The 23083-nt window shown below is 63.8% G+C and carries 23 protein-coding genes; 11 read left to right on the top strand and 12 right to left on the bottom strand.

The features are described 5' to 3' along the window. Positions 1–386: 386 nt before the first annotated feature. Positions 387–2345 (top strand): M23 family metallopeptidase, encoded by a 1959-nt coding sequence (locus tag ACCO56_RS32200; RefSeq protein WP_433645055.1) that lies wholly within the window; start codon positions 387–389, stop codon positions 2343–2345. Between the two features lie 49 nt (positions 2346–2394). Here the strand turns inward: ACCO56_RS32200 and ACCO56_RS32195 are convergent, their stop codons facing one another. Both ACCO56_RS32195 and ykgO read right to left on the bottom strand, forming a co-directional pair. Then, complete coding sequence (locus tag ACCO56_RS32195; protein ID WP_433645054.1) at positions 2395–2982, bottom strand: tetratricopeptide repeat protein; 588 nt, start codon at positions 2980–2982, stop codon at positions 2395–2397. 95 nt (positions 2983–3077) lie between these two features. After that, positions 3078–3203 carry a type B 50S ribosomal protein L36 gene (ykgO, locus tag ACCO56_RS32190; protein ID WP_106773163.1) on the bottom strand — a complete coding sequence of 42 codons (126 nt, stop codon included), beginning with the start codon at positions 3201–3203 and terminating at the stop codon, positions 3078–3080. 224 nt (positions 3204–3427) lie between these two features. On the opposite strand from ykgO, the gene ACCO56_RS32185 reads away from it, so the two are divergent. Further along, positions 3428–3820: a DUF6152 family protein gene (locus tag ACCO56_RS32185; RefSeq protein ID WP_433645053.1), complete on the top strand. Its 393-nt coding sequence runs from the start codon at positions 3428–3430 to the stop codon at positions 3818–3820. Positions 3821–3830: 10 nt separating this feature from the next. Next, entirely contained in the window at positions 3831–4301 is a 471-nt protein-coding gene (locus ACCO56_RS32180; protein ID WP_433645052.1) for a DUF6644 family protein, read from the top strand. On the opposite strand, the gene leuB is transcribed toward ACCO56_RS32180, so the two are convergent. The 4 genes from leuB to leuD form a co-directional block, all read right to left on the bottom strand. Further along, a complete protein-coding gene (leuB, locus tag ACCO56_RS32175; RefSeq protein WP_433645051.1) occupies positions 4302–5408 on the bottom strand; it encodes a 3-isopropylmalate dehydrogenase in 1107 nt (368 codons plus the stop codon). Between the two features lie 94 nt (positions 5409–5502). Beyond that, entirely contained in the window at positions 5503–5886 is a 384-nt protein-coding gene (locus ACCO56_RS32170) for a RidA family protein (RefSeq protein WP_433645050.1), read from the bottom strand. Between the two features lie 11 nt (positions 5887–5897). Then, positions 5898–6728, bottom strand: a complete 831-nt coding sequence (locus ACCO56_RS32165; protein ID WP_433645049.1) for a hypothetical protein — start codon at positions 6726–6728, stop codon at positions 5898–5900. Positions 6729–6828: 100 nt separating this feature from the next. Continuing rightward, positions 6829–7434 (bottom strand): 3-isopropylmalate dehydratase small subunit, encoded by a 606-nt coding sequence (gene leuD, locus ACCO56_RS32160; protein ID WP_433645048.1) that lies wholly within the window; start codon positions 7432–7434, stop codon positions 6829–6831. 151 nt (positions 7435–7585) lie between these two features. Here leuD and ACCO56_RS32155 point away from each other — a divergent pair, with 151 nt between their 5' ends. After that, positions 7586–7897 carry a zf-TFIIB domain-containing protein gene (locus tag ACCO56_RS32155; RefSeq protein ID WP_433645047.1) on the top strand — a complete coding sequence of 104 codons (312 nt, stop codon included), beginning with the start codon at positions 7586–7588 and terminating at the stop codon, positions 7895–7897. A 116-nt stretch (positions 7898–8013) separates the two neighbouring features. Here the strand turns inward: ACCO56_RS32155 and ACCO56_RS32150 are convergent, their stop codons facing one another. The 5 genes from ACCO56_RS32150 to ACCO56_RS32130 all read right to left on the bottom strand — a co-directional run bounded on the left by ACCO56_RS32150 (position 8014) and on the right by ACCO56_RS32130 (position 13724). After that, positions 8014–8646, bottom strand: coding sequence for a hypothetical protein (locus ACCO56_RS32150; protein ID WP_433645046.1), 633 nt, complete (start codon positions 8644–8646; stop codon positions 8014–8016). A 10-nt stretch (positions 8647–8656) separates the two neighbouring features. Continuing rightward, positions 8657–10051 carry a selenium-binding family protein gene (locus ACCO56_RS32145; protein WP_433645045.1) on the bottom strand — a complete coding sequence of 465 codons (1395 nt, stop codon included), beginning with the start codon at positions 10049–10051 and terminating at the stop codon, positions 8657–8659. 108 nt (positions 10052–10159) lie between these two features. After that, a complete protein-coding gene (locus ACCO56_RS32140) occupies positions 10160–12040 on the bottom strand; it encodes a M6 family metalloprotease domain-containing protein (RefSeq protein WP_433645044.1) in 1881 nt (626 codons plus the stop codon). Between the two features lie 3 nt (positions 12041–12043). Next, positions 12044–12367 carry a hypothetical protein gene (locus ACCO56_RS32135; protein WP_433645043.1) on the bottom strand — a complete coding sequence of 108 codons (324 nt, stop codon included), beginning with the start codon at positions 12365–12367 and terminating at the stop codon, positions 12044–12046. 190 nt (positions 12368–12557) lie between these two features. Then, entirely contained in the window at positions 12558–13724 is a 1167-nt protein-coding gene (locus tag ACCO56_RS32130) for an NAD(P)/FAD-dependent oxidoreductase (protein ID WP_433645042.1), read from the bottom strand. A gap of 522 nt (positions 13725–14246) precedes the next feature. On the opposite strand from ACCO56_RS32130, the gene ACCO56_RS32125 reads away from it, so the two are divergent. The 3 genes from ACCO56_RS32125 to ACCO56_RS32115 are packed head-to-tail and all read left to right on the top strand — an operon-like array spanning position 14247 to position 15952. Then, positions 14247–15125, top strand: coding sequence for an HpcH/HpaI aldolase/citrate lyase family protein (locus ACCO56_RS32125; protein ID WP_433645041.1), 879 nt, complete (start codon positions 14247–14249; stop codon positions 15123–15125). After that, on the top strand, positions 15122–15328 hold the full coding sequence (locus tag ACCO56_RS32120; protein WP_433645040.1) for a DUF1737 domain-containing protein: 207 nt from the start codon (positions 15122–15124) through the stop codon (positions 15326–15328). Before ACCO56_RS32125 ends, ACCO56_RS32120 begins: the two co-directional genes overlap by 4 nt. A 39-nt stretch (positions 15329–15367) precedes the next feature. Then, the gene (locus ACCO56_RS32115; RefSeq protein WP_433645039.1) at positions 15368–15952 is read left to right on the top strand and encodes an HD domain-containing protein; all 585 of its coding nucleotides are present in this window, start codon (positions 15368–15370) and stop codon (positions 15950–15952) included. 11 nt (positions 15953–15963) lie between these two features. Here the strand turns inward: ACCO56_RS32115 and ACCO56_RS32110 are convergent, their stop codons facing one another. After that, positions 15964–16407 carry a metallopeptidase family protein gene (locus ACCO56_RS32110; protein ID WP_433645038.1) on the bottom strand — a complete coding sequence of 148 codons (444 nt, stop codon included), beginning with the start codon at positions 16405–16407 and terminating at the stop codon, positions 15964–15966. Between the two features lie 282 nt (positions 16408–16689). On the opposite strand from ACCO56_RS32110, the gene ACCO56_RS32105 reads away from it, so the two are divergent. The 4 genes from ACCO56_RS32105 (at position 16690) to ACCO56_RS32090 (ending at position 22979) form a co-directional block, all read left to right on the top strand. After that, positions 16690–17679 carry an ImuA family protein gene (locus ACCO56_RS32105; protein ID WP_433645037.1) on the top strand — a complete coding sequence of 330 codons (990 nt, stop codon included), beginning with the start codon at positions 16690–16692 and terminating at the stop codon, positions 17677–17679. Beyond that, complete coding sequence (locus ACCO56_RS32100; RefSeq protein ID WP_433645056.1) at positions 17561–19057, top strand: DNA polymerase Y family protein; 1497 nt, start codon at positions 17561–17563, stop codon at positions 19055–19057. The genes ACCO56_RS32105 and ACCO56_RS32100 overlap by 119 nt, the downstream gene beginning before the upstream one ends. Next, the gene (locus ACCO56_RS32095) at positions 19054–22392 is read left to right on the top strand and encodes an error-prone DNA polymerase (RefSeq protein ID WP_433645036.1); all 3339 of its coding nucleotides are present in this window, start codon (positions 19054–19056) and stop codon (positions 22390–22392) included. Before ACCO56_RS32100 ends, ACCO56_RS32095 begins: the two co-directional genes overlap by 4 nt. A gap of 173 nt (positions 22393–22565) precedes the next feature. Continuing rightward, a complete protein-coding gene (locus ACCO56_RS32090) occupies positions 22566–22979 on the top strand; it encodes a hypothetical protein (RefSeq protein WP_433645035.1) in 414 nt (137 codons plus the stop codon). Positions 22980–23083 lie beyond the last annotated feature (104 nt).

The following is a 23083-nucleotide window of genomic DNA, read 5'->3' as shown; positions in this document are numbered from 1 at the left end:
AACAATGACAAAAAACCCAAAAACCTCAACCGGATATCAAAAGGCTCAAAAGACAGGGGAGCGGCGTTCGCTCTCCATATAAGAAGGACGAAGAGGCGAAGTTCCACAGGATGCCGGCTTGGCCGGGGCCTCGATGGCGCCCTCCTGGCGCGGGGCCGCCGATCACATTCCGCCCCGCCGCTGTAAGGCCCTATTCCCGCCCCATTGGCGTCCCATCCCTACCGGGTCCGCGAACGCCTGGGGGACAGGCTGGCCGTTAGGCCGCTGAACGTGACGGCAAATCGCGCGTTCGACCAGCCTTCGTTGACTTCGACTGTCATGACAGGCAATTGTCATGGCAATTAACATAATGCGCCTGCCGACTGGGGACGAATCCGCCGTTTCGCATGCAAGATGAAGTCGAAACCATAGCCGGGCTCGGCAACGAGCCTCCGCTGATCGCCGACGGGCGCAGCGGCCCGCCGGATCGGCGTGAGGTTTCGGCGCGGTGGCTATCAGGCACGTTCCTGACCGGCGTCACGTCGAGCGTTCTGATGGGCGTAGCGCTGTTCGCCGCCCTCGACGGGCGAGAGCAATTGGCGACGCCCCCAGAGATCGCCGAGCTCGTGATGCCGGGCAACAAGAGCGAGGCCGGCGAAGAGGCCAAGACCGACCGGGTCGCGCCGACGCGCCAGATCACCCGGACCAAGGATCGCCGCCGCATGGAACTGTCGACGGTCAGTCGCGTCGGCGACCGTGACGTGATCCGCACCATGCCCTTCGTGCAGATCAAGATGGCGCTGGCCGCAAGCCACACCACCAGCCGCAGCTATCCGCCCTTCGACCCGCTTTCGGTCTTCGCCGAGGACGGCGCAGCCAACCAGGCTCCGACCACCGGCACCCTCTATGGCGCCAAGGTCGAGAGCGAAATGAGCCTGAAGACGGTGGACTTCCCTTTCGAAACCGCCGCCTTCGATGAACAGAGCGCACTTTCGGCCGACGAGGTCGAGGCTGTCGTGCGCAACACCGGTGCGATTCTCACGGATGGCGACGTCCAGGTCGCTGCCTTGCACTATGTCGATCCGGAGCGATTCGGCGAATCGCTCGCCACCCAGGCGCTTGCCACCTATGGGGTGAAGATCGTCCAGGAGAATGTGTCGGTCACGCCCCGCAGCTCCGGCGACCAGGCGGGCCTCGCCTTCGCAGAGGAGATCATCCCCTTCAACACGCCGCGCAAAATCGCCGAGGCCCTTGCCGAATCAGGCTATACGGGTCCTGACGCCACCGACATGGCCGAGGCGATCGCCAAGCTCCTGAACGCCGACACGCTGCGGGAAGGCACTGTGCTGCGTGTCGGGCTCGAAGTGCGCGGCGACGTGGCGAAGGTCGTGCGCACCAGCGTGTATAATCGCACCCAGCACGTCGTGACGATCGCGTTGGACGATCGCCAGCAATATGTGCCGGCCGGCGAGCCCGAACCCAATCCGGAGATCCTGACCGCCTTCGATGATTCGCCGCCGCCGGTCAGGGTGCGCGGCGACCTGCCCACTGTCTATGACGGCATCTATCGCGCCGCTTATTCCTACGGCATGTCCAAGGCGATGACGACGCAGCTCATCAAGCTGCTCGCCTCCGACGTCGATTATCAGTCGCGGATCAATCCGACCGATCGGATCGAGGTCTTCTTCTCCCAGCCCGACGACAATGACGAAGTGTCGGAGGAATCCGAGCTTCTCTACGTCTCTGCGACTTTCGGCGGTAATACGCGCACCTTCTATCGATTCCAGATGGAAGACGGCGCGGTGGACTATTTCGACCAGGAAGGGCGCAGCGCCCAGCAATTCCTGCTGCGCAATCCTGTCCCCAACGGCACCTTCCGTTCCGGCTTCGGCTCGCGCCGCCATCCCATTCTCGGTTATACGAGGATGCATACCGGCGTCGACTGGGCCGCGCCGCGCGGCACACCCATCATCGCTTCAGGCAACGGCACCGTGGAGAAGGCAGGCTGGGCCGGCGGCTATGGGCGCCAGACCATCATTCGCCACGCCAACGGTTATGAGACGTCCTACAACCATCAAAGCGCGATCGCGAAGGGGGTGGTTCCCGGGGCACGGATCCGCCAAGGCCAGGTCATCGGATATGTCGGCTCGACCGGCCTCGCCACTGGCGACCATCTTCACTACGAGTTGATGGTGAACGGCCGCAAGGTCGATCCGATGCGCGTGCGCCTGCCGGTCGGCCGAGTGCTCAAGGGCAACGACCTCGAGGCCTTCAAGCGCGAACGGGAGCGAATCGACGAATTGCTGAAGGAAGAGAAGCAAGGATCGCCGCTGAAGGTCGCGAGCAGCAGTTCGAAGTCGCTGTAGCCTGTCGGTGGAGCGCGGGCCCTTCGGCCGCGAACTGCAGCCTACCCGGTCAGATGCCTTCGCCGGCGAGTTCTTCGGAGATCGTCGCTATTTCCGACTGCGCCGCGCGCATCATCGGATAGATGTCGAGCACGCGCTGATAGGCTTCGAGCGCCAGTTCCTTGCGCCCGGTGTTGCTGAGGATCTGCGCCATCCCGGCCAACGCGCCGAAATGGCGCGGCTCGTACTGGAGCGTCTTCTCGATGTCGGCCATGGATTTCTGGTAGTTGTTCATCATGAAATGAACAGTGGCCCGACGGTTCCACCCCTCCGCATAGGTGGGCGAAAGAGTCACCACTTGGTCGAGGAAGTCGAGCGCGACGTCGAATTTCTTCGCGTCCATCGCCTCGGCTGACCACAACATCATCAGATCGACGGAAGCGCTGCCGGATTTGTTCCATTGCTCGCGAATCCGATCGGCGATGCGCTGGGCGGCTTTCTCGTTGCGTTCGCGCTTCAGGTCGGCGAACAACTTGTCCAGTCGGCTTTGCGCGCTCGGCGGAGCAGTTGCCGGCGCGGCAGTCTCGGAATCGGCCGCGACCGCTGGAGCAGGGCCGGCGACGGCGAGAAGGAGAAGACAGGCAAAAACGCTCCGCATGTTTGGGAAACTATTCCCTGACAGCGGAGCGTCAAATTGAATTTCGCGTGATGCGGTGCCGAGACCCCAAACACAGGGCCCGAGCAAATCGGGGATCAGCCCTGGCGCGCCTTGTAGCGCGGAGCCGACTTGTTGATGATGTAGATGCGGCCCTTGCGGCGGACCATGCGGTTGTCGCGATGACGGCCCTTGAGAGCCTTGAGCGAGTTCTTGATCTTCATTGTTCTAGCCCGTCGGTCGAGGCCCGTTCGCGGGCCGAACTTTAAGGGCGCGCCCGAAGACGCGCCCGAATTTGTGAGAGGCTCATAAACGAGGAGTCTCCTTCGTGTCAACCGCGTTGCCCGACATAAACGGCGGTGCGAGCCACCGCTCCGCCGTTTTTGATTTGACCCTTCGCCTACGGCCCATACCTTCCCTGCGAAGGTTATGCCGCAGGAGAACGATCATGGGAAATTCGCTTTCCGACCTGCGTTGGCGAAGCGTCGTCGTGGCAGCGGCCATGGTGTTGGCAACGGCTCCAGCCATCGCCCATCACGGCTGGTCCTGGACGGTGGAGGAATTGTCCGAGCTGAAAGGCGAGATCCGCGCCGTCTATGTCGGCAATCCCCACGCCACGCTGGACGTCGACGTGAAGGGCGAGATCTGGAAGGTCGAGCTCGCGCCGCCTCGCGCGACCGAGCGGGCCGGCTTCACCGAAGCCTCCGCCAAGCCGGGCGACGAGGTCACGGCCATCGGCAACCGTTCCCGCGACCAGGCGGAGCGGCGCATGAAGGCCGTGCGCATCGTCGTCAACGGCAAGACTTACGACGTTTATCCCGATCGCGCGCCGACCGACTGACCGGCGCGACATGAACGAACTGCTCGGGGCGATCGAGAAGCTGTCCGCCGTTGCGGCCTTGAAGAGCTCCTTTGTCGCCTATCCGGTGGTCAACGGTCTTCACGTCCTCGCCATCGGCGCCTTGGTGACAAGCGTCCTGCTGATGGATTTCCGCCTGCTCGGCGCTTTCGCCTCGATGCCCGCCTCGCCCTTCCAGCGGCTTTTGCGACGGGTGGCGCTTTTCGCCTTCGCGGTCGCCGTGCTGACAGGCATTACGATATTTGCTGTCCGTGCCCGCGACTACGCCGCCTCGCCTGTCTTCCTCTTGAAGCTGACGCTGATCGCGGCGGCGATCGCGAACTTCCTGTTCTTCAGTTGGCTTCAGGCAGGCCGTTCCGAAACAAAACCGCCGACGCCGCTGATGCGGCTGTCGGCGGTCTGTTCGGTTCTGCTATGGCTCGGCGTGCTCTTCGCCGGGCGGTTTATCGGCTTCTATGGTTGATCAGGCGGCGCGGAAGCGTGCCACGATGGCGTCGCCCATGGCAGCGGTGCCGATCTCGGTCTTGCCCGGCGACGTGATATCCTTGGTGCGCAGGCCGTCGTCGAGCACGCCGGCGATCGCCGCTTCGAGCCGGTCCGCCTCGGCAACCATGCCGAAGGAATAGCGTAGCGCCATGGCGAAGGACGCGATCATGGCAATCGGATTGGCGATGCCCTTGCCGGCGATGTCGGGCGCGGAGCCGTGCACCGGCTCGTAGAGCGCCTTGCGGCTTCCGGTCCTGGCGTCGGGCGCGCCGAGCGAGGCCGAGGGCAGCATGCCCAACGAACCAGTCAGCATGGCGGCGACGTCGGACAGCATGTCGCCGAACAGATTGTCGGTCACGATGACGTCGAACTGCTTGGGCCAGCGCACGAGCTGCATGCCACCGGCATCGGCCAGCATATGGGTGAGCTCGACGTCGGAATATCTGGCCCTGTGGGTCTGGGCGACGACCTCTTTCCAGAGCACGCCCGACTTCATCACATTGTGCTTCTCCATCGAGCACACCTTGTTGCTGCGCGTGCGCGCCAGCTCGAAAGCGACACCCGAGATACGCTCGATCTCGAAGGTGTCGTAGACCTGCGTGTCGATGCCGCGCTTCTGACCGTTGCCGAGATCGATGATCTCCTTCGGTTCGCCGAAATAGACGCCGCCGGTAAGCTCGCGCACGATCAAGATGTCGAGGCCCTCGATCACTTCCTGCTTCAGCGACGACGAGGCAGCGAGCGCCGGATAACAGATCGCCGGGCGTAGATTGGCGAAAAGCTGCATGTCCTTGCGTAGCCGCAGCAGGCCTGCCTCGGGGCGCACCTCGTAGGGAACGCCATCCCATTTCGGCCCTCCGACCGCGCCGAACAGCACAGCGTCGGCGGCGAGCGCCTTGGCCATGTCCGCTTCCGAGATCGACTGGCCATGCGCGTCGTAGGCCGAGCCGCCGACAAGGCCTTCCTCGGTCTCGAAGCCCGCGTCGAGATCGGCGTTCATCACCGCGATGAGTTTCTTGACCTCGGCCATGGCTTCCGGGCCGATGCCGTCGCCGGGGAGGAGGAGGAGCTTACGCGATGCCATAATGAGATCCTTCGAACCGTGCGGAAAATCGCGCCCTTGCTAAACGCGGCAAGACGGTTTCGCAAGGGGCGTACGATGGATCGGAAAAGGCTGGCTACGCCGGCCGGCGCAGCGCCGTAACCTCGATCTCGATCTTCATCTCGGGTTTGTTGAGCTTGCATACGATCATCGTCGCTGCCGGCCGGATGTCGCCGAAGGCTTCGCCCAGGATCGGGAATACCCGGTCCACATAGTCCTGGTCGGTCACGTAGTAATGCGCGCGCACCACGTCCGCCAGCGAGAAGCCGCCTTCCTCCAAAGCGGCGACGATCGTCGCAAGACAGGCGCGCGTCTGCTCCTCGACGCTCTCCGGCATCGTCATTGTCATGTAGTCGTAGCCGGTCGTGCCGGAGACAAAGCACCAGTCGCCCTGGACGACGGCGCGTGAATAGCCGGCGGTCTTCTCGAAAGGCGACCCGGTGGAAATAAGCTTGCGCATGGATGCCCTCTCTATTGCGGACGGTCGAATCCGTCCCGCATCGCTTGCCTGAGATCAGCCGGCCAGGTGCCGATCTCAGGCCATGCGGCCGGTTCCGGCTGGTCGCGCTCTTGTGCAAAATAGAGTTTCTGGCCCTTGGGATCGACGGCCATGAACGCGTCGGAGGTGCCGCAGGCGTGCGGCACGCACCCGCTGGCATAGATGATGCCCGACGGGGTGACGGCGGGGCCGCCCCCGACCTGCAACCCGGTCATGACGCCGAGCAGGCTGTCGCCGAGCAGTGTCTTGGCCGCCGCGTAGACGGCCTCGTTGTGCATGGCATCGGTGATGGTCTCGAACCCGGCCGGATCGAGATCGGACCACTGCGTACCGGGCTGCGGCGCAAAGCTCAGCGTGCCGGCGACCCTGACGCCATCCCTTGGCGACCAGGCCTCGACCACTCCCGAAGCCCCGGGAATGAGGTAGGGCACGAAATAGATGCCGCTGTCGGCGACGGCCGCGGGTGGCGAACCGCATTCCTCGCCGACGATGTCGCTCCTGATCCCGCCCTCCTCCGGCTTCCAGGCGATCACCGTCGCGGTGCCGCAGGCATTGCCCCCGTCACCGACCGCGAACAGCGCGACCTGCATGCCTTCGACTTCGACCGTGCGGTCGTAAAAGATCACGTAGTTCCGCGCGATTTCCCGCCCTTCATAGGCGAGGATCTTGTCGAGATCCCTGGTTTCCGTGATCGTGAACTTGCCGCCCTCGAAGGAGATCTCTTCGGGAACAGTCCCCTGGGCGAAGGCGATGCCCGCGGACAGCATGCCGATCGAAAACAGCAGCGATTCTAGAAGCCGCATCGTCTCACCTCCGCCGAGAGGAATTGCGACGGCCGCATCAGGCCAAGCAGCCCGTCATGAAACCGGCGCGGCGGACAGCCGCGCCGCGGGTCGTCTGGGATCAGGCCCAGGGACGGCTGGCCGCAGCCTTCTGCTCGTAAGCGGAGATGGCCGAGGCCTTCTCCATCGTCAGGCCGATGTCGTCGAGCCCATTCAACAGGCAGTGGCGCTTGAAGTCATCGAGATCGAACTTGACCACGCCGCCATCGGGACCGCGGATTTCCTTGGCCTCTAGGTCCACCGAGATCGTCGCATTGGCGCCGCGCGAAGCGTCGTCCATGAGCTTTTCCAGGTCTTCCGGGCTGACGGTGATCGGCAGAATGCCGTTCTTGAAGCAGTTGTTGTAGAAGATGTCGGCGAAGCTGGTCGAGATCACGCAGCGAATGCCGAAGTCGAGCAGCGCCCAAGGCGCGTGCTCGCGGCTCGACCCGCAGCCGAAATTGTCACCGGCGACAAGGATCTGCGCCTTGCGATAGGCCGGCTTGTTGAGCACGAAATCCGGGTTCTCCGAACCATCCTCGAGATAACGTTTCTCGGCGAAGAGCCCTGCCCCGAGGCCGGTGCGCTTGATCGTCTTGAGGTAGTCCTTCGGGATGATCATGTCGGTGTCGACATTGACGATCGGCAAGGGTGCCGCGACCCCGGTGAGCTTCGTGAACTTGTCCATTGCGTTGGCCCGTCGGTTCAAATTACTTGCACGCTTTACACAAGGCTGCGCCGAAATCAAAGAGCCAGCGCGACATACCCCCGTCGTCACTACGCCTTGAATACATCTGTCGAGCCCTTATCTCCCGTGAAATGCCAGCAGAGGAACGCCAATGAAGTGTCCCATCGACAACTCCGATCTTGTCATGGCCGAACGCCAGGGCATCGAGATCGATTATTGCCCGAAATGCCGGGGCGTATGGCTCGATCGCGGTGAGCTCGACAAGATCATCGAGCGTTCGGCGGCGCAGGAGCAGCCGCGCGCCGCTTTGGACGAAGGTCGGCAATACGCCTCGCGGGAAAACGACAGATACGCGCGCGATGACCATCGCTCCTACCGGGACGACGATCGCTATCGCGGCGATCACCACCGCCCCCACAAGAAGCGCAAATCGCTTCTGGGCGAGATATTCGACTTCGATTGATCAGCCTTAGAGCATTTCCGCTTTTCTTCGAACCGCGGAAACGCTCTATCTATTTGTTCTTACGCAACTCCGGACGCAAAACCGCCACGCACTTTTGCTGGAATTGCTCTAGCCCTTCATGAGGCGATCAGGAAGGCGCCGCTCGCCACCAGCGCGGCGCTCCAGATGTAATCGAGATTGATCCAGCCTTGCCTCAGGAAGGCGAGGCCCAGCCATTCATAGACCGTGAGGGATATGGCGGCGATCACGACAAGCATGGCTCCCGTATGAAGGCCGAGCGCCGTCAGCGCCGTGCCGATCGAAGCCTGGACCGTCAATTCTCCGCCAGGGACATCGGCCAGGCACAAGGGCATGACGACCGGCAGCAGCATCAGGCCGGCACCATGGGCGCTGGCCATGAGTAGCGACCACAGAGTCAGCCCGAGAAGCCCCGCCTGCAGACCGATGCGTACACGCCGCCGATGGCCATAGACGAGATGCCATACCGCCCAGCCGATCAGCACCGCGCCGGCAAGGCGCGCGAGCAGCCCGTAATCAAGGAAGACGCCGAAGGCGAGGATAGCCGCGAGCACCGCGCCGACCGCCAGCGCGTGGCCGAGCACGATCGGCCCGAATGACGCGAACACGGCCGTGCGCGATTGCCGGTGCATGCCGAGTGCCACGGCGAACAGCCAGCCCATCGCCGGATTGAGACCATGGAAGGCGCCGAGCCCGGCGATGGCAAGCCATGGCGCGAGGCTCTGCGTCATCCCGTGCTCCCTACGGGTAGCAATAGGAATCCGACGAACAATCTCCGCCCTCGAGACGTATCTGGTGTGGCAGATGGCCTTTCGGCCAATCGATGAAGAACTTTTCGTCGAATTCGATGCCGCCACCCGGCTTGGCATCGAGTTTCACCATCCAGCCGTCGAAACCACCGTCATAGAATTGCGTGTCGATAGCCCCGTAAAGGGAGTTGGTGAAATAGACGCGCCTGCCGTCGCGGCTGATCTCGACCATCTGCGGTCCGCCGCTCAGCTTTCCATTCCTGGCTCCGGGATGGGTGGCACGCGAAACGATCCCGCCGATCCGCACCTTGCCCGTAAGCTTCGGGTCGAGCGGATCGGTGACGTCGTACTGCAGCATGTCGCCCGTGCCCCAACAGGACACATAGAGGAAGCGGTCGTCCATGGAGAGGTCGATGTCGGTGACGAGCGGCGGCACGGCACCGAAGCCTTTCAGCATCGGCGGCAGGTCGTCGGCGCTTGCCGGCTCGGCCGGTATCGAGATCACTTTCCTCACCGCCCATTTGTCGCCGTCGCGATGCCACGTCCAGATCGACGACGACAGGTCCTTCAGGCTGATCACGCAATTGACGAAGCCGTAGGGCTTGGTCGGGTCATGAGCAGGGCGAAGCTCGAAAACGAGCTGGTGCTCCTCCCCGAAATCGATTTCCTGGATGTGCTTGCGTTTGTTCAGGTCCCAGAAATGCAGGCGTCGCCCATATTTGGAACCGAGGAGGATCTCGGGCACCAGCCCTTCCTCGAAGGTGTCGGGCGTGCCCCATTCGCTGGTGATCAGCGTGTCGTAGCCGAGATGCCACCAGCCGTCATAGGCAAACTGCTGCGGGCCGCGATCGATCTCCCAGCGGCCGAGCGGCTCGAAGCTGTCGTGATCCATCAGGAAGATGCCGCCCGGCGCCTTGCCCTCTTCATTGCCGAGCGCCGTCACATAGATGCCTTCCGGGCCGCAATGGATCGTGTGCGGGCGCGTGTAGCCCGTCTTCTCGGCGATTTCCTCGGGCTCGATGACCTTGACGATCTGAGGGTTCCTGGGATCGGGCTTGGTGTCGAGGATATGGATGCGCGAGGAGCGCAGCCCCGGCACCACCAGATACCGGCGCTCCACATGGGGATGGGGTGCGTTGGGGCAGAGCGCGGAAGAGCACGCGTTCCAGCCGAAATGATGCAGCTCGTCGCCGGCGTTCGGCATAGCCACCGTGCTCAATATGCGGGAATAGGAACTGCTTCCGGGGTCGACGTCGACGACGGCGATGCCGTCCGGCGTCTTTCTCTGGGGATCGAACATCGCCACATAGGCGATGGTCTCGGCCTTGGCCTTCTCCGCCATTCGTGGAGATGGGTAGAAACTCGGGTCGGGGCGCCAGCTCGCCATGTCATCCTCCCTGATCGCTGTTGGTCTGCTCCTTCGTTGCCTGAGAAAATCCGGCGGTCCCTCGAAGTATCCGTAGCGTCGGCTCTCGATCCATCGAAAAGGCCTTGCTTACGCCACTGGCGGAACCGGCTTCGACCGCAGCTCGATGCTCCACTTGCGCAACTTGCCGACATCGACCCTGGCCCGGTCGGAAACGTTGAGCGTCCAGACGCCCATGATCGGCTGTCCCACCATGTCGTCCAGGATACCGGGAACCGCGGAACTGTAGGTGGTGATGAGATTGTCGGCGGAACCTCCGAGCTGGGGATGAAGCACCGTGCTTCGCCCGGCCGGCGAGGTGAGCACGACCCTGAGGTCGCCGATATAGCTGTGCTTGATGTCGACGCTCACCTTGAGCTCGGCGACCGTACCCGATTGCGCGATGGCGATCGTGCTGGAAACACCCGCCGCCTTGTCGTCCGGAATGGACAACATCGGGCTGGCGGCACCGGCGGCGACCACGTCGGAGACCGCGGCGCCCACGGCGAAGCTGATAATTTCCCCCGGCGCGGAGATGTCGGAGACGATCAGTCCGGAATCGCGGCCGTCCCATTCCCTCGAATTCGGCGTCGAGGTGGACGACAAGGCTATACCCGCAATCGAGCCATAGAGATCGTCGCCGTCGCCTCTGTTCGCGTCGAGCTCGAGATCGCGGCGGCCGTCGGCCTGTAGCAGGGCGCACTGATAATGTTTGTCGGCCGTTCCCTGCTGCCACTCGTTCGAGCCGAGAATGTCGCAATGGTAGACGGCAAGCCCGCTGGACGGCAGGCCCCGATCGAGACCCATCCTCGACCGGTTCTCGACGAGGAAATATTCATTCGGCCGCGACGTACGATACTTCATCACCGTATTGTAGTCGCCATGGCGCGCCTCGTGGGCGGCAGAGGCGTTCAGCTCGATTTCGTTGTCGCACCAGCCGGCAAGATCGCGCAGATATGCGCAGACGGGCGAGGGGCTGAGCCCATTGTCGTTATGGTTTCCAGAGCCCATCAGGCAATAGCTGCCGATACCGGCACTGGCGACGCTGTCCTCGTCGCGTTCGCCATAGTCGTACATGTCCGGAAAGCGGCAGAGCAGATGGCCGTTCTCGTGGCAGAAGGTACCGATGCTGAGATCGGCCGGTGTGCGGCCGAGGCTGGTGAGAAGATAGAGATCGGTGCGCATGTTCCCGAAGCGCAAATCGATGTGCCAGTTGTGCGGCCACAGCTCCCCGCGATATTGGGTCTGGCCGGCATAAAGCACGTTCAGAGCGTCGACGACGTTTTCGTTCTGCGAATCGAACTGCTTGAGATCGAGTCCGTCCGCGACGGCGAGCTGCAGCGCCTCTTCGACCAGGAGATTGTCGACGTAGAATTCGCGGTTCCTGCTCAGCGTATAAGGCCCGACGACGACGTTGGTGTAATCGAGCTTGCCGCTGGAGACACGACGGAAATACTCCCTTGCCGAACAGATGTTGCCGTTGCGGGTATAATTATCTCCGTTCAGGAGGTCTTCCACATCCGCTCGGGAGACGGTGCTGGCAAGATCCTGGAAGTTCACGAGGATAGTCAGTCCCTTGATCGCACCCATGGAAAGGACCCTGCCTTCCAGCAGTCCCTGATTGGGGCCGAGGGTGCGCACGACGGCTTCCTCGTGCATGTCGCCACCGGCCATGGCGGCGCGGCGGAATTTTCGTGCCTCCGCGCGGGCCACCACCGTCCGGCGTGATTCCTGGAGATGGCGGGGCAGGCCCTGCGGTGGGGGTCGCGAAAGGGCCGTGCCGGTTGAACGGAAGCTTCCCGCCGCCGTAAGGCGCGCATAGCAGAACAGCCCGAGCTCGTCGTCATAGACAGCTGAATAGCCGTCGAGGTTTTCGTATCGGGCGTAATGCTCGTCGCCAAAAATCTTGAGCGCGATATCCGGACCATTCGCCTGTCCCAAAGTCAGAACTTCACCGAATATGGCGCTCATCGATCACTCCCGTTTCGGCGAGGCGCGCGACCGCTGCTCGAGCTGCAGCGTGCGCTCTTTGATTTTCTCCATTCTCACATTGTCGGATTCGACGGCGTGCCGCTCGAGGCCCTGAGGCGGTGGTGAGGTCACCGGCACCTCCGTCGATTGGAAGCCGCCAGCGACGACCCGCGCATAGCAGAAGAGTCCCAGCGTCGCGTCGTAGACCACGGAATACCCATCGAGAGTTTCGTATCTGGCGTAGAGCTCCGTCCCGTAAACGACGAGTTCGACCTCCGGACCGTTGGCCTGGCCCAGGAACGCCTTTTCACCAAACGCGCCGACCATTGGAGACCCTCAGGGCTGCGCTTACCGGGCGGGCGCAGCCATCCCTCGCAGGCTCGCGTGGGGCTCTGCCACGTTTTACCCTGCTTAGCCTCTTCCCTTCGTCGCAGGTTTTTCCTTGGAAACCATCGGACACTTTTCCGAAACCTGCGTAAGTATTTCACGCCAATCCGGAAGAACTGTCAATTTGACCTTAGATCACATTGAGTTCTCTGAAGGCGCGACCCTCGGCGATGCGCTCGTAACCGAAGGCCGAGCAGTCGATGCTGCGATAGCCGCCGTGGACCAGCAATTCCGCCAGCGCCTTGCCCACGGCCGGCGCCTGTTGCAGGCCGTGGCCGGAGAAGCCGTTGGCGAAGATGAAGTTGCCGACCTCTGGATGCGGACCGATGACGGCGTTCTGGTCGAGCGTGTTGTAGTCGTAATGACCGGCCCAGGCGCGTGTCGCCTTGATCGCTTCGAAGGCGGGAATGCGCGTGGCGAGTACGGGCCAGATCGCCTCCTCGAAAAGCGGCCAGGCCGGATCGAAATCCTGTGGGTCGGCCGCAGTCTCGCCCTCTTCGGATTCCGCTCCGCCGGTGATGTAGACGGAACCTTCCGGCCGTACATAGATGCCGGTCGGGTCGACGAGCAGCGGCATGTCGCTGAAACGCTCCCGCGCCTCGAAGACGAAGACGTTGCGCTTACGCGGCTCGACCGGAAGTTCGATCCCTGCCATGGCCGCGACGACGCCTGCGTTCGGACCGGCGGCATTTATGATAGTGCCGGCTTCCAGCCTTTCGCCATTGCCCAGCGACACGGCCGTCACCCGGTTGCCGGCCCGTTCGATGCCGACCGCCGAAGCCGTGACCAGGTCGACGCTCTTGGTCCGCAGCGCCTTGCGCAACAGGCCGAGCATGGCGTGCGCGTCGAACCAGCCCTCGCCGCTACGGCCGAAGGCGCCGGCCACGATGCCCTCGTCGGAGAGCCAGGAGAAGCGGCGCTTCAGGGTCGCGGCATCCTCCAGCACGATGTCGGCGCCCTCGCCGGCCTGGACGGCATGATTGGCCTGGAGAACAGGCAGGCCTTCCTCCGAAGCGAGGATGAGGTAGCCATTCTCGCGGAAACCTATATCGGCGTCGGGGCCGAACTCCTGCTCCAACCGGCGAAACAGGCCGAGCGTGAATTGCGAGAGGCGGATGTTTTCCGGGATCGAGAATTGCTGGCGGATCGAGGCGCAGGACAGCGTGGTCGCGGCATGGGCGAATTGCGGATCGCGTTCGATCAGGGCGATGCTCCCGGTAAAGCCCTCCTCGCGCAGATAATAAGCTACCGAGCTTCCGACGATCGCTCCCCCGACGATCACGACGTCATAACGCATGCCCTGTCTTTCCTCTTGCATCAGCGCCGGTCGCAGTCCGGCGGCCGGATCGATGATGTCGAAGCGCGTCCGGGTTCCGAAGTCAATCGGATCGATCGTACCATCGGACCCGTTTCAGACGGTCCAGCTTGCGGATCGCTCGACGACGCGTACCGCAAGACAGCAACGCTCCGGGTGAGTGCGGCGAATGAAGGGAAGGACCGTGCCTGAAGGGCGCGGTGTCGGCGGTGCGACGAGCCACCACGAATCGCTCGCCAGCCGTGCGGGCAAGGACCATCGGGGAAGGGCGGGCTCTTTGGTCATGGTGACAAAGTTTCGCAGCCTGCCATGAGAACGGAATGGCGCAAACAAGGAAATTTTCGGGCGAAATCGTCGGAAAAGAGGCGGCTTGCCATGGCCAGCCCTAGGCGGCTAAGCAGGCTTGGGTGGCTTCGCCCACGCTTCACCTGCTTAGCTACTTTTGCCGCAGATTGTGGTGGGAAAACCGTGGGACACTTTTCCGAAATCTGCTTAGATCGCACCATGCAGCTTTTCCGTCCCCGCCGCTCCGTGCTCTATGTGCCTGCCGTCAATGAAAAGGCCTTGTCGAAGATCCCTTCGCTCGCCTGCGACGCGGTGATCGTCGATCTGGAGGACGCCGTGGCTCCCGGCGAGAAAGCGTCGGCGCGCGACAGGCTGAGGCAGTTCTTCGCCGCGCGGCCGGCCTGCGAGACCGTCATCCGCATCAATGCATTGTCGGGGGAATGGGGCCCGGATGATCTGGCGCTTGCCGCCGCTCTCCGACCCGAAGCGATCCTTCTGCCGAAAGTCGAGACGCCGCGCGATATTCTCGACGCCGCCGACAGGCTGGCCGCGATCGACGGAGCGGAGGAGATAAGGCTCTGGGCCATGGTCGAGACGCCGCGGGCGCTCATCCATATGGGTGCGATTTCCGAACTCGGCCGCGAGCCGGCGGCGCGGCTCGTCTGCCTGGTGGCCGGCACCAACGATCTCGTCAAGGAAACCGGCGTGCTTGTGACGCCCGATCGCCGCTATCTCACGCCCTGGCTGATGCAGATGGTGCTCGCCGCGCGGGCCGGGCGGCTCGACATTCTGGACGGCGTCAGCAACGATTTCCGCGACCTCGCGGCATTCGAGACCGAGTGCCGCGAAGCCGCCGCCATGGGTTTCGACGGCAAGACGCTGATCCATCCGGCCCAGATCGCCCCGGCCAATGCGGCCTTCTCGCCTTCCGCTGCGGCGGTCGCGGAGGCCGAGGGCATCGTCGCGGCCTTCGACAGGCCCGAAAATGCCGGCAAGGGCGTCATCTCGCTCGACGGTCGCATGGTCGAGCGGCTGCATCTCGAACAGGCGGAAAGGCTTCTTGCCAGAGCGGCAGGGAATAGCGGAGCAAGATCATGAAAATTTACCGCTTCCTCACGGGCCCTGACGACGCCAGCTTCTGTCACAAGGTGACGGCCGCGCTGAACAATGGCTGGCATCTGTTCGGTTCGCCGACCTACGGCTTCGATGCGGAGACGAAGACGATGCGCTGCGGCCAGGCGGTGGTGAAGGATATCGATGGCGTCGACTACGAGCCCGGCATGAAGCTCGGGGATTATTGAGCCGCTAGCGGATTTCGTGGGCCAGGCTATCCTGCCGCCATGACGCAACGAAACGAATCCGACCCCTCCCGCTTCCTCGGCATCATCGACTTCCTCCAGGCGGCGGAACGCCTGAAAAATACGCTGCGGAGCGGCACCACGTCGGAAGGCCGCGCCGAAAGCACGGCCGAGCATAGCTGGCGGCTGTCGCTGATGGTGATGATGTTCGACCGTGAGCTCGGCGACTGCGATCGCCTCAAGCTCCTCAAGCTCTGCATCGTGCACGATCTCGGCGAAGCCATCTCGGGCGACGTCCCCGCGATCCATCAGCAGGGAGACGACGGCCGGCATGAGCGGGAGCGATCGGATCTCGTCCGGTTAGGCGCGCCCTTGCCGGAAGATTTGCGGCAGGAGATCCTGGCCCTGTGGGACGAGTATAACGCTGGCGCCTCGCCCGAAGCGATCCTCGCCAAGGGCTTCGACAAACTGGAGACCATGCTCCAGCACGTCATCGGCCGCAACGCTCCCGATTTCGATTACGGGTTCAATCTCGCCTATGGGCTGAAGCAGACCGACAAGCACCCTTTGATCAAGCAGCTCCGCGCCCTGGTGGACGAGGCGACGAGGCGCCGGATGAAGCGCTAGCCCGCATTTTCTCACGTCGGCGACGCCGTAGCCTCCTCGGCTTCTTCCTCGATCCGTTCCATGTCGTCGTCGGAAAGGCCGAAATGGTGGCCGATCTCGTGGATGAGAACATGGGTCACGATGGTGCCCAGCGTTTCCTCGTTCTCGGCCCAATAGTCGAGGATGGCCCGCCGGTAGAGCGTGACGCGATTCGGGCCCTCGCCCGTCTGTGGGTTCCAGCGCTCGGCGATGCCGCGTCCCTCGAACAGGCCGAGCAGGTCGAAGGGCGTCTCCAGCGACAGGTCGTCCATGATCTCGTCGGTCGGAAATTCGGCGATCTGGATGACGATCTCGCCGGTAAGCTTGCGGAACTCCTCCGGCAGATGCGCATAGGCCTCCAGGGCCAGAAGCTCGATTTCCTCGATCGACGGAGATAGCTGGTCGTGCCAGGCACGGGTTTGATAGATACGGGCCATTCTTTGTCCTTTTGGCGGCATATAGCCCTTTCGTCCGTGGCTTTCGAGCCTCTAGAGCATTTTGCAGCCAAGTGGGACATCTGGCGTCGCACAAATGTGGCTAAATAAAAAGATAGAGCGCCGTAAGGGTGCTCTGCCGGCATTTCTCGCGTCGGCATGCTGCGGCCAGGGAAATCTCGCGAGGAGCGCCAGGAATAAATTCCCCTTAAGCGTGCTTGACTCCTGAGGCAGCCTCTGGAATCCATAAGAACATAACGAGAACACATCGTAGAGCAGACCGACATGGCGACTTCCGCCGTGGCGCGGGAAACCATTTTGTCCCTGCGCCGGACCATCGCGAAGATCGAGGGCGTCTTACCCGAGCGCCTCGAAACCCCGGCCGCGGCGCCCATGGTTGCCGGCGTGATCCTGCGCGAGTCCGGACTTGCCGTGAAATCGAAACTTTCCAGCACGCTCAGGACGGGAGCCGAGCACCTGGACGCCGCTCTCGGCGGCGGCCTGCCCGATGCCGCGCTCACCGAAATCCACGGCCCCGACCCCCGCGATGCCGGCGCCGCGGCAGGTTTCGCACTGGGCATGGCCGGTCTCGCCAGGCGGCGGCATGCCGAGCGGCCCGTGCTGTGGATCGGCGCCGGCGAAGCTTTCTCGGAGGCGGGTTTTCCCTATGCGCCGGGTCTTCTCGCCTTTTGCGGCCTCTCGCCCGGCGATCTTCTCGTCTGCGACATACGCAAGCTTGCCGACGCGTTGTGGATCGCGGAAGAGGCCGCGCGGCTGAGCGAACTCTCGGCCGTTTTCCTGGAAGTGCGCGGCAATCCGCGGATCCTCGACCTGACCGCGACGCGGCGCCTGCACCGGCGCGCGCAAATCGCCGGCCGTCCGGTCTTCCTGTTGCGCCAATCCGCCGGGGCGGAACCGACAGCCGCCCCCTTTCGCCTCCTCGTTTCGGCCGCGCCCGCCACGCCGCGCAGCACGGTGGCCGGCCCCCTACCCGGCTCGATCGGCCAAGCGGCCTATGCCGTCACCTTGGACAAGAGCCGGTCCGCCCTTGCCGGTCAATTCGTACTGGAATGGAATCCCCATGAGCTCGCCTTTCAGGAAAGACGGCCAGAGGATCCTGGCTCTATGGTTCCCGCATCTCAGCGCCGAGCGCGTCCTGCGTCAGCGTCTGGGACGGTCCTGGCGTTCAGGCCCTCGGAAATCCAGGCCGCCGCTCGTCTTCAGCCATCGCGAGAACAACACCCAGCGCATCGCCGCCCTCGACGAACAGGCTGAGGCGCTACGCCTGAAGCGCGGCATGGGGCTGGCCGATGCTCGCGCCATGCATCCCGCAATCGAGGTGGAAGAGGCCGATCCGGCAGCGGACCGGCGGCTGCTCGAAAGCCTGGCCGACTGGTGCGACCGCTACACGCCGCTGGTGGCGCTTGACGGTCCCGACGGGCTGTTCCTCGACATCACCGGCTGCGCCCACCTCTTCGGCGGCGAAAAGGCGATGCTCGACGATCTTCTGGCGCGCCTGTTCCACCAGGGCTTCGCCGTGCGGGCGGGGCTTGCCTCGACGCCGGGCGCGGCCTGGGCGGCAGCGCGTTTTTCGCTCCCTCCGATTGCGCCGGGGAACGAGGCGGACAAGCTGGCACCCTTGCCGCTCGCTGCGCTGCGGCTTCCCCTGGAGACCCGCAGTGGCCTGGAAAGCGTCGGTCTCAGGACGGCGGGGGTCATCATGACGGCACCCCGCGCGCCGCTGGCGCGGCGCTTCGGCAAGCAACTCCTGATTCGGCTCGACCAGGCGCTCGGCCGGATCGACGAGGCGATCTCGCCGCGCCTGCCCGTCGCGGCTCTCTCGGCCGAACGGCATCTGCCCGAGCCGATCACGCTCGTCGAATATATCGAGGAACTGGCCTTCATCCTCGCCACGACGCTCAAGACCGATCTCGAACGGCGCGGCGAGGGCGCGCGCGCTCTCGAACTCGCCCTGTTCCGGGTCGACGGTGATGTCCGCCGCATCGCCGTCGGCACATCGCGTCCGATACGCGAGCCGCGTCTCGTGCGGCGCCTCTTCCATGAGCGGCTGGCCGCGGCCGAAGCGTCGATCGATGCCGGTTACGGTTTCGATCTCATCCGGCTTTCCGTGCTGCAATCGGCAAATCTGGAGATCGCTCAGGCCGATCTCGGCGGCACTGAAGATGAAGAGGGGGAAGGGCTGGCCGTCTTCGCCGACCGGGTGCGCGCCCGGCTCGGTCACGAAGCGGTGCTGCAACCCGTCCTTGTCGAGAGCCACAACCCGGAAAGGGCCGGGGTCGTCGTCCCCTTCTCCGATGCCGCGCCGTGGGGAAAGGCGGCAAGGGGACCATACGCTCCACTCGAACGGCCCATCCGGCTCTTTTCCTATCCGGAGCCGGTCGAGGTCATGGCCGAGATTCCCGAAGGACCGCCCGCGCGTTTCCGCTGGCGCCGCGCCCTCCACCATGTCGCTCGCGCCGAGGGGCCGGAGCGCATCGCGCCGGAATGGTGGCGTGAAGGCGCGGATGCCGCCACGCGCGACTATTTCCGCGTCGAGGATGTGGACGGCCGCCGCTACTGGCTCTATCGGCAAGGCTTCTACGGCGAAAAGCAGGCCTTGCCGCGCTGGTACATGCACGGGATCTTCGCATGAACGCGGCGGCGGCCATTCCCTATGCCGAATTCGCCGTTCAGTCGAATTTCTCCTTCCTGCGCGGCGCATCGAAGCCCGAAGAGCTGGTGGTCTCGGCTCGCCTGCTCGGCTTCTCGGCCGTCGGCCTCGCCGATCGCAATACGGTGGCGGGTGTGGTGCGCGCCTGGCAGCAGGCGAAGGTGGACAAGATCCCTTATCATCCCGGCTGCAGGCTGGTGTTTTCGGATGGCGCACCCGACATTCTCGCCTATCCGCGGGACCGCGCGGGATGGGGCCATCTCTGCCGCATGCTGACCGAGGCCAATATGCGCGGCGAGAAAGGCAATCCGGACCTGCGTCGCGACGACCTCTTCGAATGGGGCGACCGCATGTCGCTTGCCGTCCTGCCCGATCTTGCCGTTCATGGGGAGGAGGACGCAGCCTTCCTCAATGCTCTCAAGAACCGTTTCGGCGACGCCTTGTGGCTCGCCGTCTCGCCCGACTATTCCGGGAACGACCGTTTCCGGCTGGAGCAGGCCGCCGCCCTTTCGGCAAGCCTCGGCCTGCCGTTGATGGCGGTCAATGACGTGCTTTACCACGCACCGGAACGCCGCCCCCTGCAGGACGTGCTCACCGCGATCCGTCTCGGCGTCCCGGTCGCCGAAGCGGGATTCGAACTCAGGGCCAATGCCGAGCGCTACCTGAAGACACCTTCGGAGATGGCCCGGCTCTTCCGGCTTTATCCCCAGGCGCTCGCCGAGACGCAGCGTTTTGCGGCGACCTTGGCCTTCGATCTCAAGCAGCTTGAATACAACTATCCCGACGAGCCCACCGAATCCGGCCTCGAACCGCAGGCCGAACTGGAGCGGCTCGCCTGGGAGGGGGCTCACGTCCGCTATCCCGGCGGCGTGCCCGAGAAGGTGGAGAGCCTTATCCGGCACGAGCTCGGCGTCATCGAACGGCTCAACTACGCGCGCTATTTCCTGACCGTCCACGACATCGTGAAATTTGCGCGCTCCGAGGGTATTCTCTGTCAGGGTCGCGGCTCGGCCGCCAATTCGGTCATCTGTTTCTGCATCGGCATCACCGAGGTCGGGCCCGACATCATCGACTGCCTGTTCGAACGCTTCATTTCCGAAAAGCGCGGCGAGCCGCCGGACATCGATGTCGATTTCGAGCATGAGCGCCGCGACGAGGTGATCGCCTACATCTACGAAAAATACAGCAACAAGCGCACCGCGCTCGCCGCTTCGGTTGTCACCTATCGCGGACGCTCGGCCTTGCGCGAGGTGGCCAAGGCGATGGGCCTTTCCGACGATGTCATGGGCGCGCTTTCCGGCTCGATCTGGGGCTGGTCATCCTCGGAACTCGGCGAGAAGGAGACGAATGCCGCCGGCCTCGCCCGCACCGACCCGGTCACGCGGCATGTGATCGCCAGGGCGAACGAGATCCTCGGTTTCCCCCGCCATCTCTCCCAGCATGTCGGCGGCTTCGTCATCACCCGGGATCGGCTCGACGAGATCGTGCCGATCGTCAAGACGGCCATGGACGAGCGCAAGATGGTCGAGTGGGACAAGGACGATCTCGACGCGGTCAAGATCCTCAAGGTCGACATCCTCGCGCTCGGCATGCTCACCTGCCTGCGCCGCGCCCTCAACCTGTTGGAAACCCATTACGACGAACGGGACAGACACGGCAGACCACTGACGCTGGCGACGATCCCCGCGGAGGACAGCCGCGTCTACGACATGATCTGCCGGGCCGATACGCTCGGCGTCTTCCAGATCGAATCCCGCGCCCAGATGAGCATGCTGCCGCGGCTCCGGCCCCGCGAATTCTACGACCTCGTCATCGAGGTGGCGATCGTGCGGCCAGGCCCGATCCAGGGCGACATGGTCCATCCCTATCTGCGTCGGCGGCAAAAGAAGGAAGCCGCCGAATATCCCAAGCCCGAGTTGCGGGAGATCCTGTACAAGACGCTTGGTGTACCGCTGTTCCAGGAACAGGCCATGAAGATCGCCATAGTAGCCGGCGGCTTCGCTCCGGACGAGGCCGACCAGTTGCGCCGCGCCATGGCCACCTTCAAGCGTACCGGCACGATCGGCAATTACCGCCAGCGCATGATCGAGGGCATGGTCGCGCGGGATTACGAAAGGGACTTCGCCGAACGCTGCTTCAAGCAGATCGAAGGTTTCGGCGAATATGGCTTCCCCGAAAGCCATGCCGCGGCCTTCGCCCTGCTGGTCTATGCCTCGTGCTGGCTGAAGACCTTCTATCCCGACGTCTTCTGCGCCGCGATTCTCAATTCCCAACCCATGGGTTTCTACAGGCCCGCCCAGCTGGTGCGCGACGCTCGCGAACATGGTGTCGAGATTCGCGACGCCGACATCAATCTCTCCGATTGGGATTGCACGCTCGAGGAAACATCTTTCGACGCAGCGCGCATCGCACCCCGCCATGCCGGAATGCGCGACGTCATCCGGAGTCGTCATGCCGTCAGGCTCGGCTTCCGCCAGATCAAGGGCTTGCCGGAAAAACGCATGGTCGAATTCGTCGCCCGTCGCGGCGCCGGCTACGCATCGGTGCGCGATGTGTGGCTGCGCTCCGGCCTCGACAGGGACGAGATCGAGCGGCTGGCCGAGGCCGACGCCTTCCGCTCGCTCGGCCTCGACCGTCGCGCGGCTCTTTGGGCGGTCCGGGCGCTCGATGCAAGAAGCGCCGCCGGACGCCTGCCGCTCTTCGACCGCCCGCATCTGGGACTGGCGGACAACGAGGCCAGGACGGACCTTCCGGTCATGCCGCTCGGCCAGCATGTCATCCATGATTACGATTCACTTGGCCTTTCGCTCAAGGCGCATCCGGTCTCCTTCCTGCGCCCGCGCCTCGACCGGGCGGGGGTTACGCCGAACGGCCGCCTCTCGGCGGTGCCGGACGGCCGGCGTGTCTCGGTTTCCGGTCTCGTGCTGGTGCGCCAGCGGCCAGGCAACGGCAATGCCATTTTCCTGACGCTGGAGGATGAGCAGGCCGTCGCCAATGTCATCGTCTGGCCGCGGGTTTTCAACCGGTTCCGACCCATGGTCATGGGCGGACGTTTCATCCGCGTCGACGGACGCCTGCAGTCGGAATCCGATGTCATCCATATTGTGGCCGACAGGTTCGAGGACCTGACCCATTGGCTCGGCGACCTTTCGGAACAGGCCAGGTTCGTGCGGGACTTCTCCGAAAGTGGTGCAACAGAGAATGCCGGAAGCAATGTCGTGCGCCTTCCCTCTCCGCCGGCATCGGCAGCGGGCGACTACGAGGAGCTGGCCCGCGCGCCCGGCAAGGTCATGCCCAAAGGGCGCAATTTCCAGTAGAATACCGGCATCTCAGCCAGTTTCGGCAATGCTTCCTCGAGCGCCGATCACTCTCATAATGAAGGGCTCAAGCCGGCTTGCTACTTTCGCGGGCTTGAAGAATGCCGCCGAACGGGATTATGACACTTGTCAGCAATTCCCTGCGGATGTTCGGGATTCGATAGCGCTCTGCAATGCAAGAAACCGGCAAGCACGACGGCCAGCAAGAGGGGATAGTCTTCCTCTATCGTCTGCTGTTGTGGCTGGTGGTCGCCTTCTCCCTCAGCGAGACGCCGTTCGGCAGGGGGGAATTCTTCGCCGATCCCGAGAGCCGCTCAGCCAAGCTCTCCCGAGAATTCCGGTCCGCCCCATGCCGTCACCATGTGGTGGCGACCCATATCTCCACCGACACGCAACTGGCGGCCTCCAGCCGCGCCACGCAGAAGGCGCATGCCACCGAGAACACCGAGTCGGCGAGCGCCATTGCTTCCGGCCCTGCCGCGCTCGAAGGACAATGCGGGGAGGCTACCTCCCTTTCCGCGGACCGCGGGCTCCGGCAGACGCCGACGATTGGGTTCAGTTCCCGCGCGCCCCCGAGCCTTGTCTGAATTCGGACGGCCTTGCCGATGATGATTCGACATCGCTCGCAAGGCCGGCTCCCCCGCCGGGTGTCGGAACCGCTATTCGGCTGCCCATCCGATGAAGACATCCG

It is taken from the genome of Mesorhizobium sp. 1B3 (assembly GCF_050958605.1).
Classification (GTDB): Bacteria; Pseudomonadota; Alphaproteobacteria; order Rhizobiales; family Rhizobiaceae.
The sequence above is the reverse complement of the archived record's forward strand: the minus strand, read 5'-3'. Positions and strand labels throughout refer to the sequence as shown.

Coding starts and splice junctions, on each gene's coding strand:
- ACCO56_RS32110 (WP_433645038.1), bottom strand. CDS start 16,407: ATGGCCCGTATCTATCAAACCCGTGCCTGGCACGACCAGCTATCTCCG.
- ACCO56_RS32145 (WP_433645045.1), bottom strand. CDS start 10,051: ATGGCGAGCTGGCGCCCCGACCCGAGTTTCTACCCATCTCCACGAATG.
- ACCO56_RS32180 (WP_433645052.1), top strand. CDS start 3,831: ATGAACGAACTGCTCGGGGCGATCGAGAAGCTGTCCGCCGTTGCGGCC.
- ACCO56_RS32130 (WP_433645042.1), bottom strand. CDS start 13,724: ATGCGTTATGACGTCGTGATCGTCGGGGGAGCGATCGTCGGAAGCTCG.
- ACCO56_RS32120 (WP_433645040.1), top strand. CDS start 15,122: ATGAAAATTTACCGCTTCCTCACGGGCCCTGACGACGCCAGCTTCTGT.
- leuD (WP_433645048.1), bottom strand. CDS start 7,434: ATGGACAAGTTCACGAAGCTCACCGGGGTCGCGGCACCCTTGCCGATC.
- ACCO56_RS32170 (WP_433645050.1), bottom strand. CDS start 5,886: ATGCGCAAGCTTATTTCCACCGGGTCGCCTTTCGAGAAGACCGCCGGC.
- ACCO56_RS32195 (WP_433645054.1), bottom strand. CDS start 2,982: ATGCGGAGCGTTTTTGCCTGTCTTCTCCTTCTCGCCGTCGCCGGCCCT.
- leuB (WP_433645051.1), bottom strand. CDS start 5,408: ATGGCATCGCGTAAGCTCCTCCTCCTCCCCGGCGACGGCATCGGCCCG.
- ACCO56_RS32200 (WP_433645055.1), top strand. CDS start 387: ATGCAAGATGAAGTCGAAACCATAGCCGGGCTCGGCAACGAGCCTCCG.
- ACCO56_RS32185 (WP_433645053.1), top strand. CDS start 3,428: ATGGGAAATTCGCTTTCCGACCTGCGTTGGCGAAGCGTCGTCGTGGCA.
- ACCO56_RS32095 (WP_433645036.1), top strand. CDS start 19,054: ATGAACGCGGCGGCGGCCATTCCCTATGCCGAATTCGCCGTTCAGTCG.
- ACCO56_RS32155 (WP_433645047.1), top strand. CDS start 7,586: ATGAAGTGTCCCATCGACAACTCCGATCTTGTCATGGCCGAACGCCAG.
- ACCO56_RS32105 (WP_433645037.1), top strand. CDS start 16,690: ATGGCGACTTCCGCCGTGGCGCGGGAAACCATTTTGTCCCTGCGCCGG.
- ykgO (WP_106773163.1), bottom strand. CDS start 3,203: ATGAAGATCAAGAACTCGCTCAAGGCTCTCAAGGGCCGTCATCGCGAC.
- ACCO56_RS32125 (WP_433645041.1), top strand. CDS start 14,247: ATGCAGCTTTTCCGTCCCCGCCGCTCCGTGCTCTATGTGCCTGCCGTC.
- ACCO56_RS32090 (WP_433645035.1), top strand. CDS start 22,566: ATGCAAGAAACCGGCAAGCACGACGGCCAGCAAGAGGGGATAGTCTTC.
- ACCO56_RS32135 (WP_433645043.1), bottom strand. CDS start 12,367: ATGGTCGGCGCGTTTGGTGAAAAGGCGTTCCTGGGCCAGGCCAACGGT.
- ACCO56_RS32150 (WP_433645046.1), bottom strand. CDS start 8,646: ATGACGCAGAGCCTCGCGCCATGGCTTGCCATCGCCGGGCTCGGCGCC.
- ACCO56_RS32165 (WP_433645049.1), bottom strand. CDS start 6,728: ATGCGGCTTCTAGAATCGCTGCTGTTTTCGATCGGCATGCTGTCCGCG.
- ACCO56_RS32140 (WP_433645044.1), bottom strand. CDS start 12,040: ATGAGCGCCATATTCGGTGAAGTTCTGACTTTGGGACAGGCGAATGGT.
- ACCO56_RS32115 (WP_433645039.1), top strand. CDS start 15,368: ATGACGCAACGAAACGAATCCGACCCCTCCCGCTTCCTCGGCATCATC.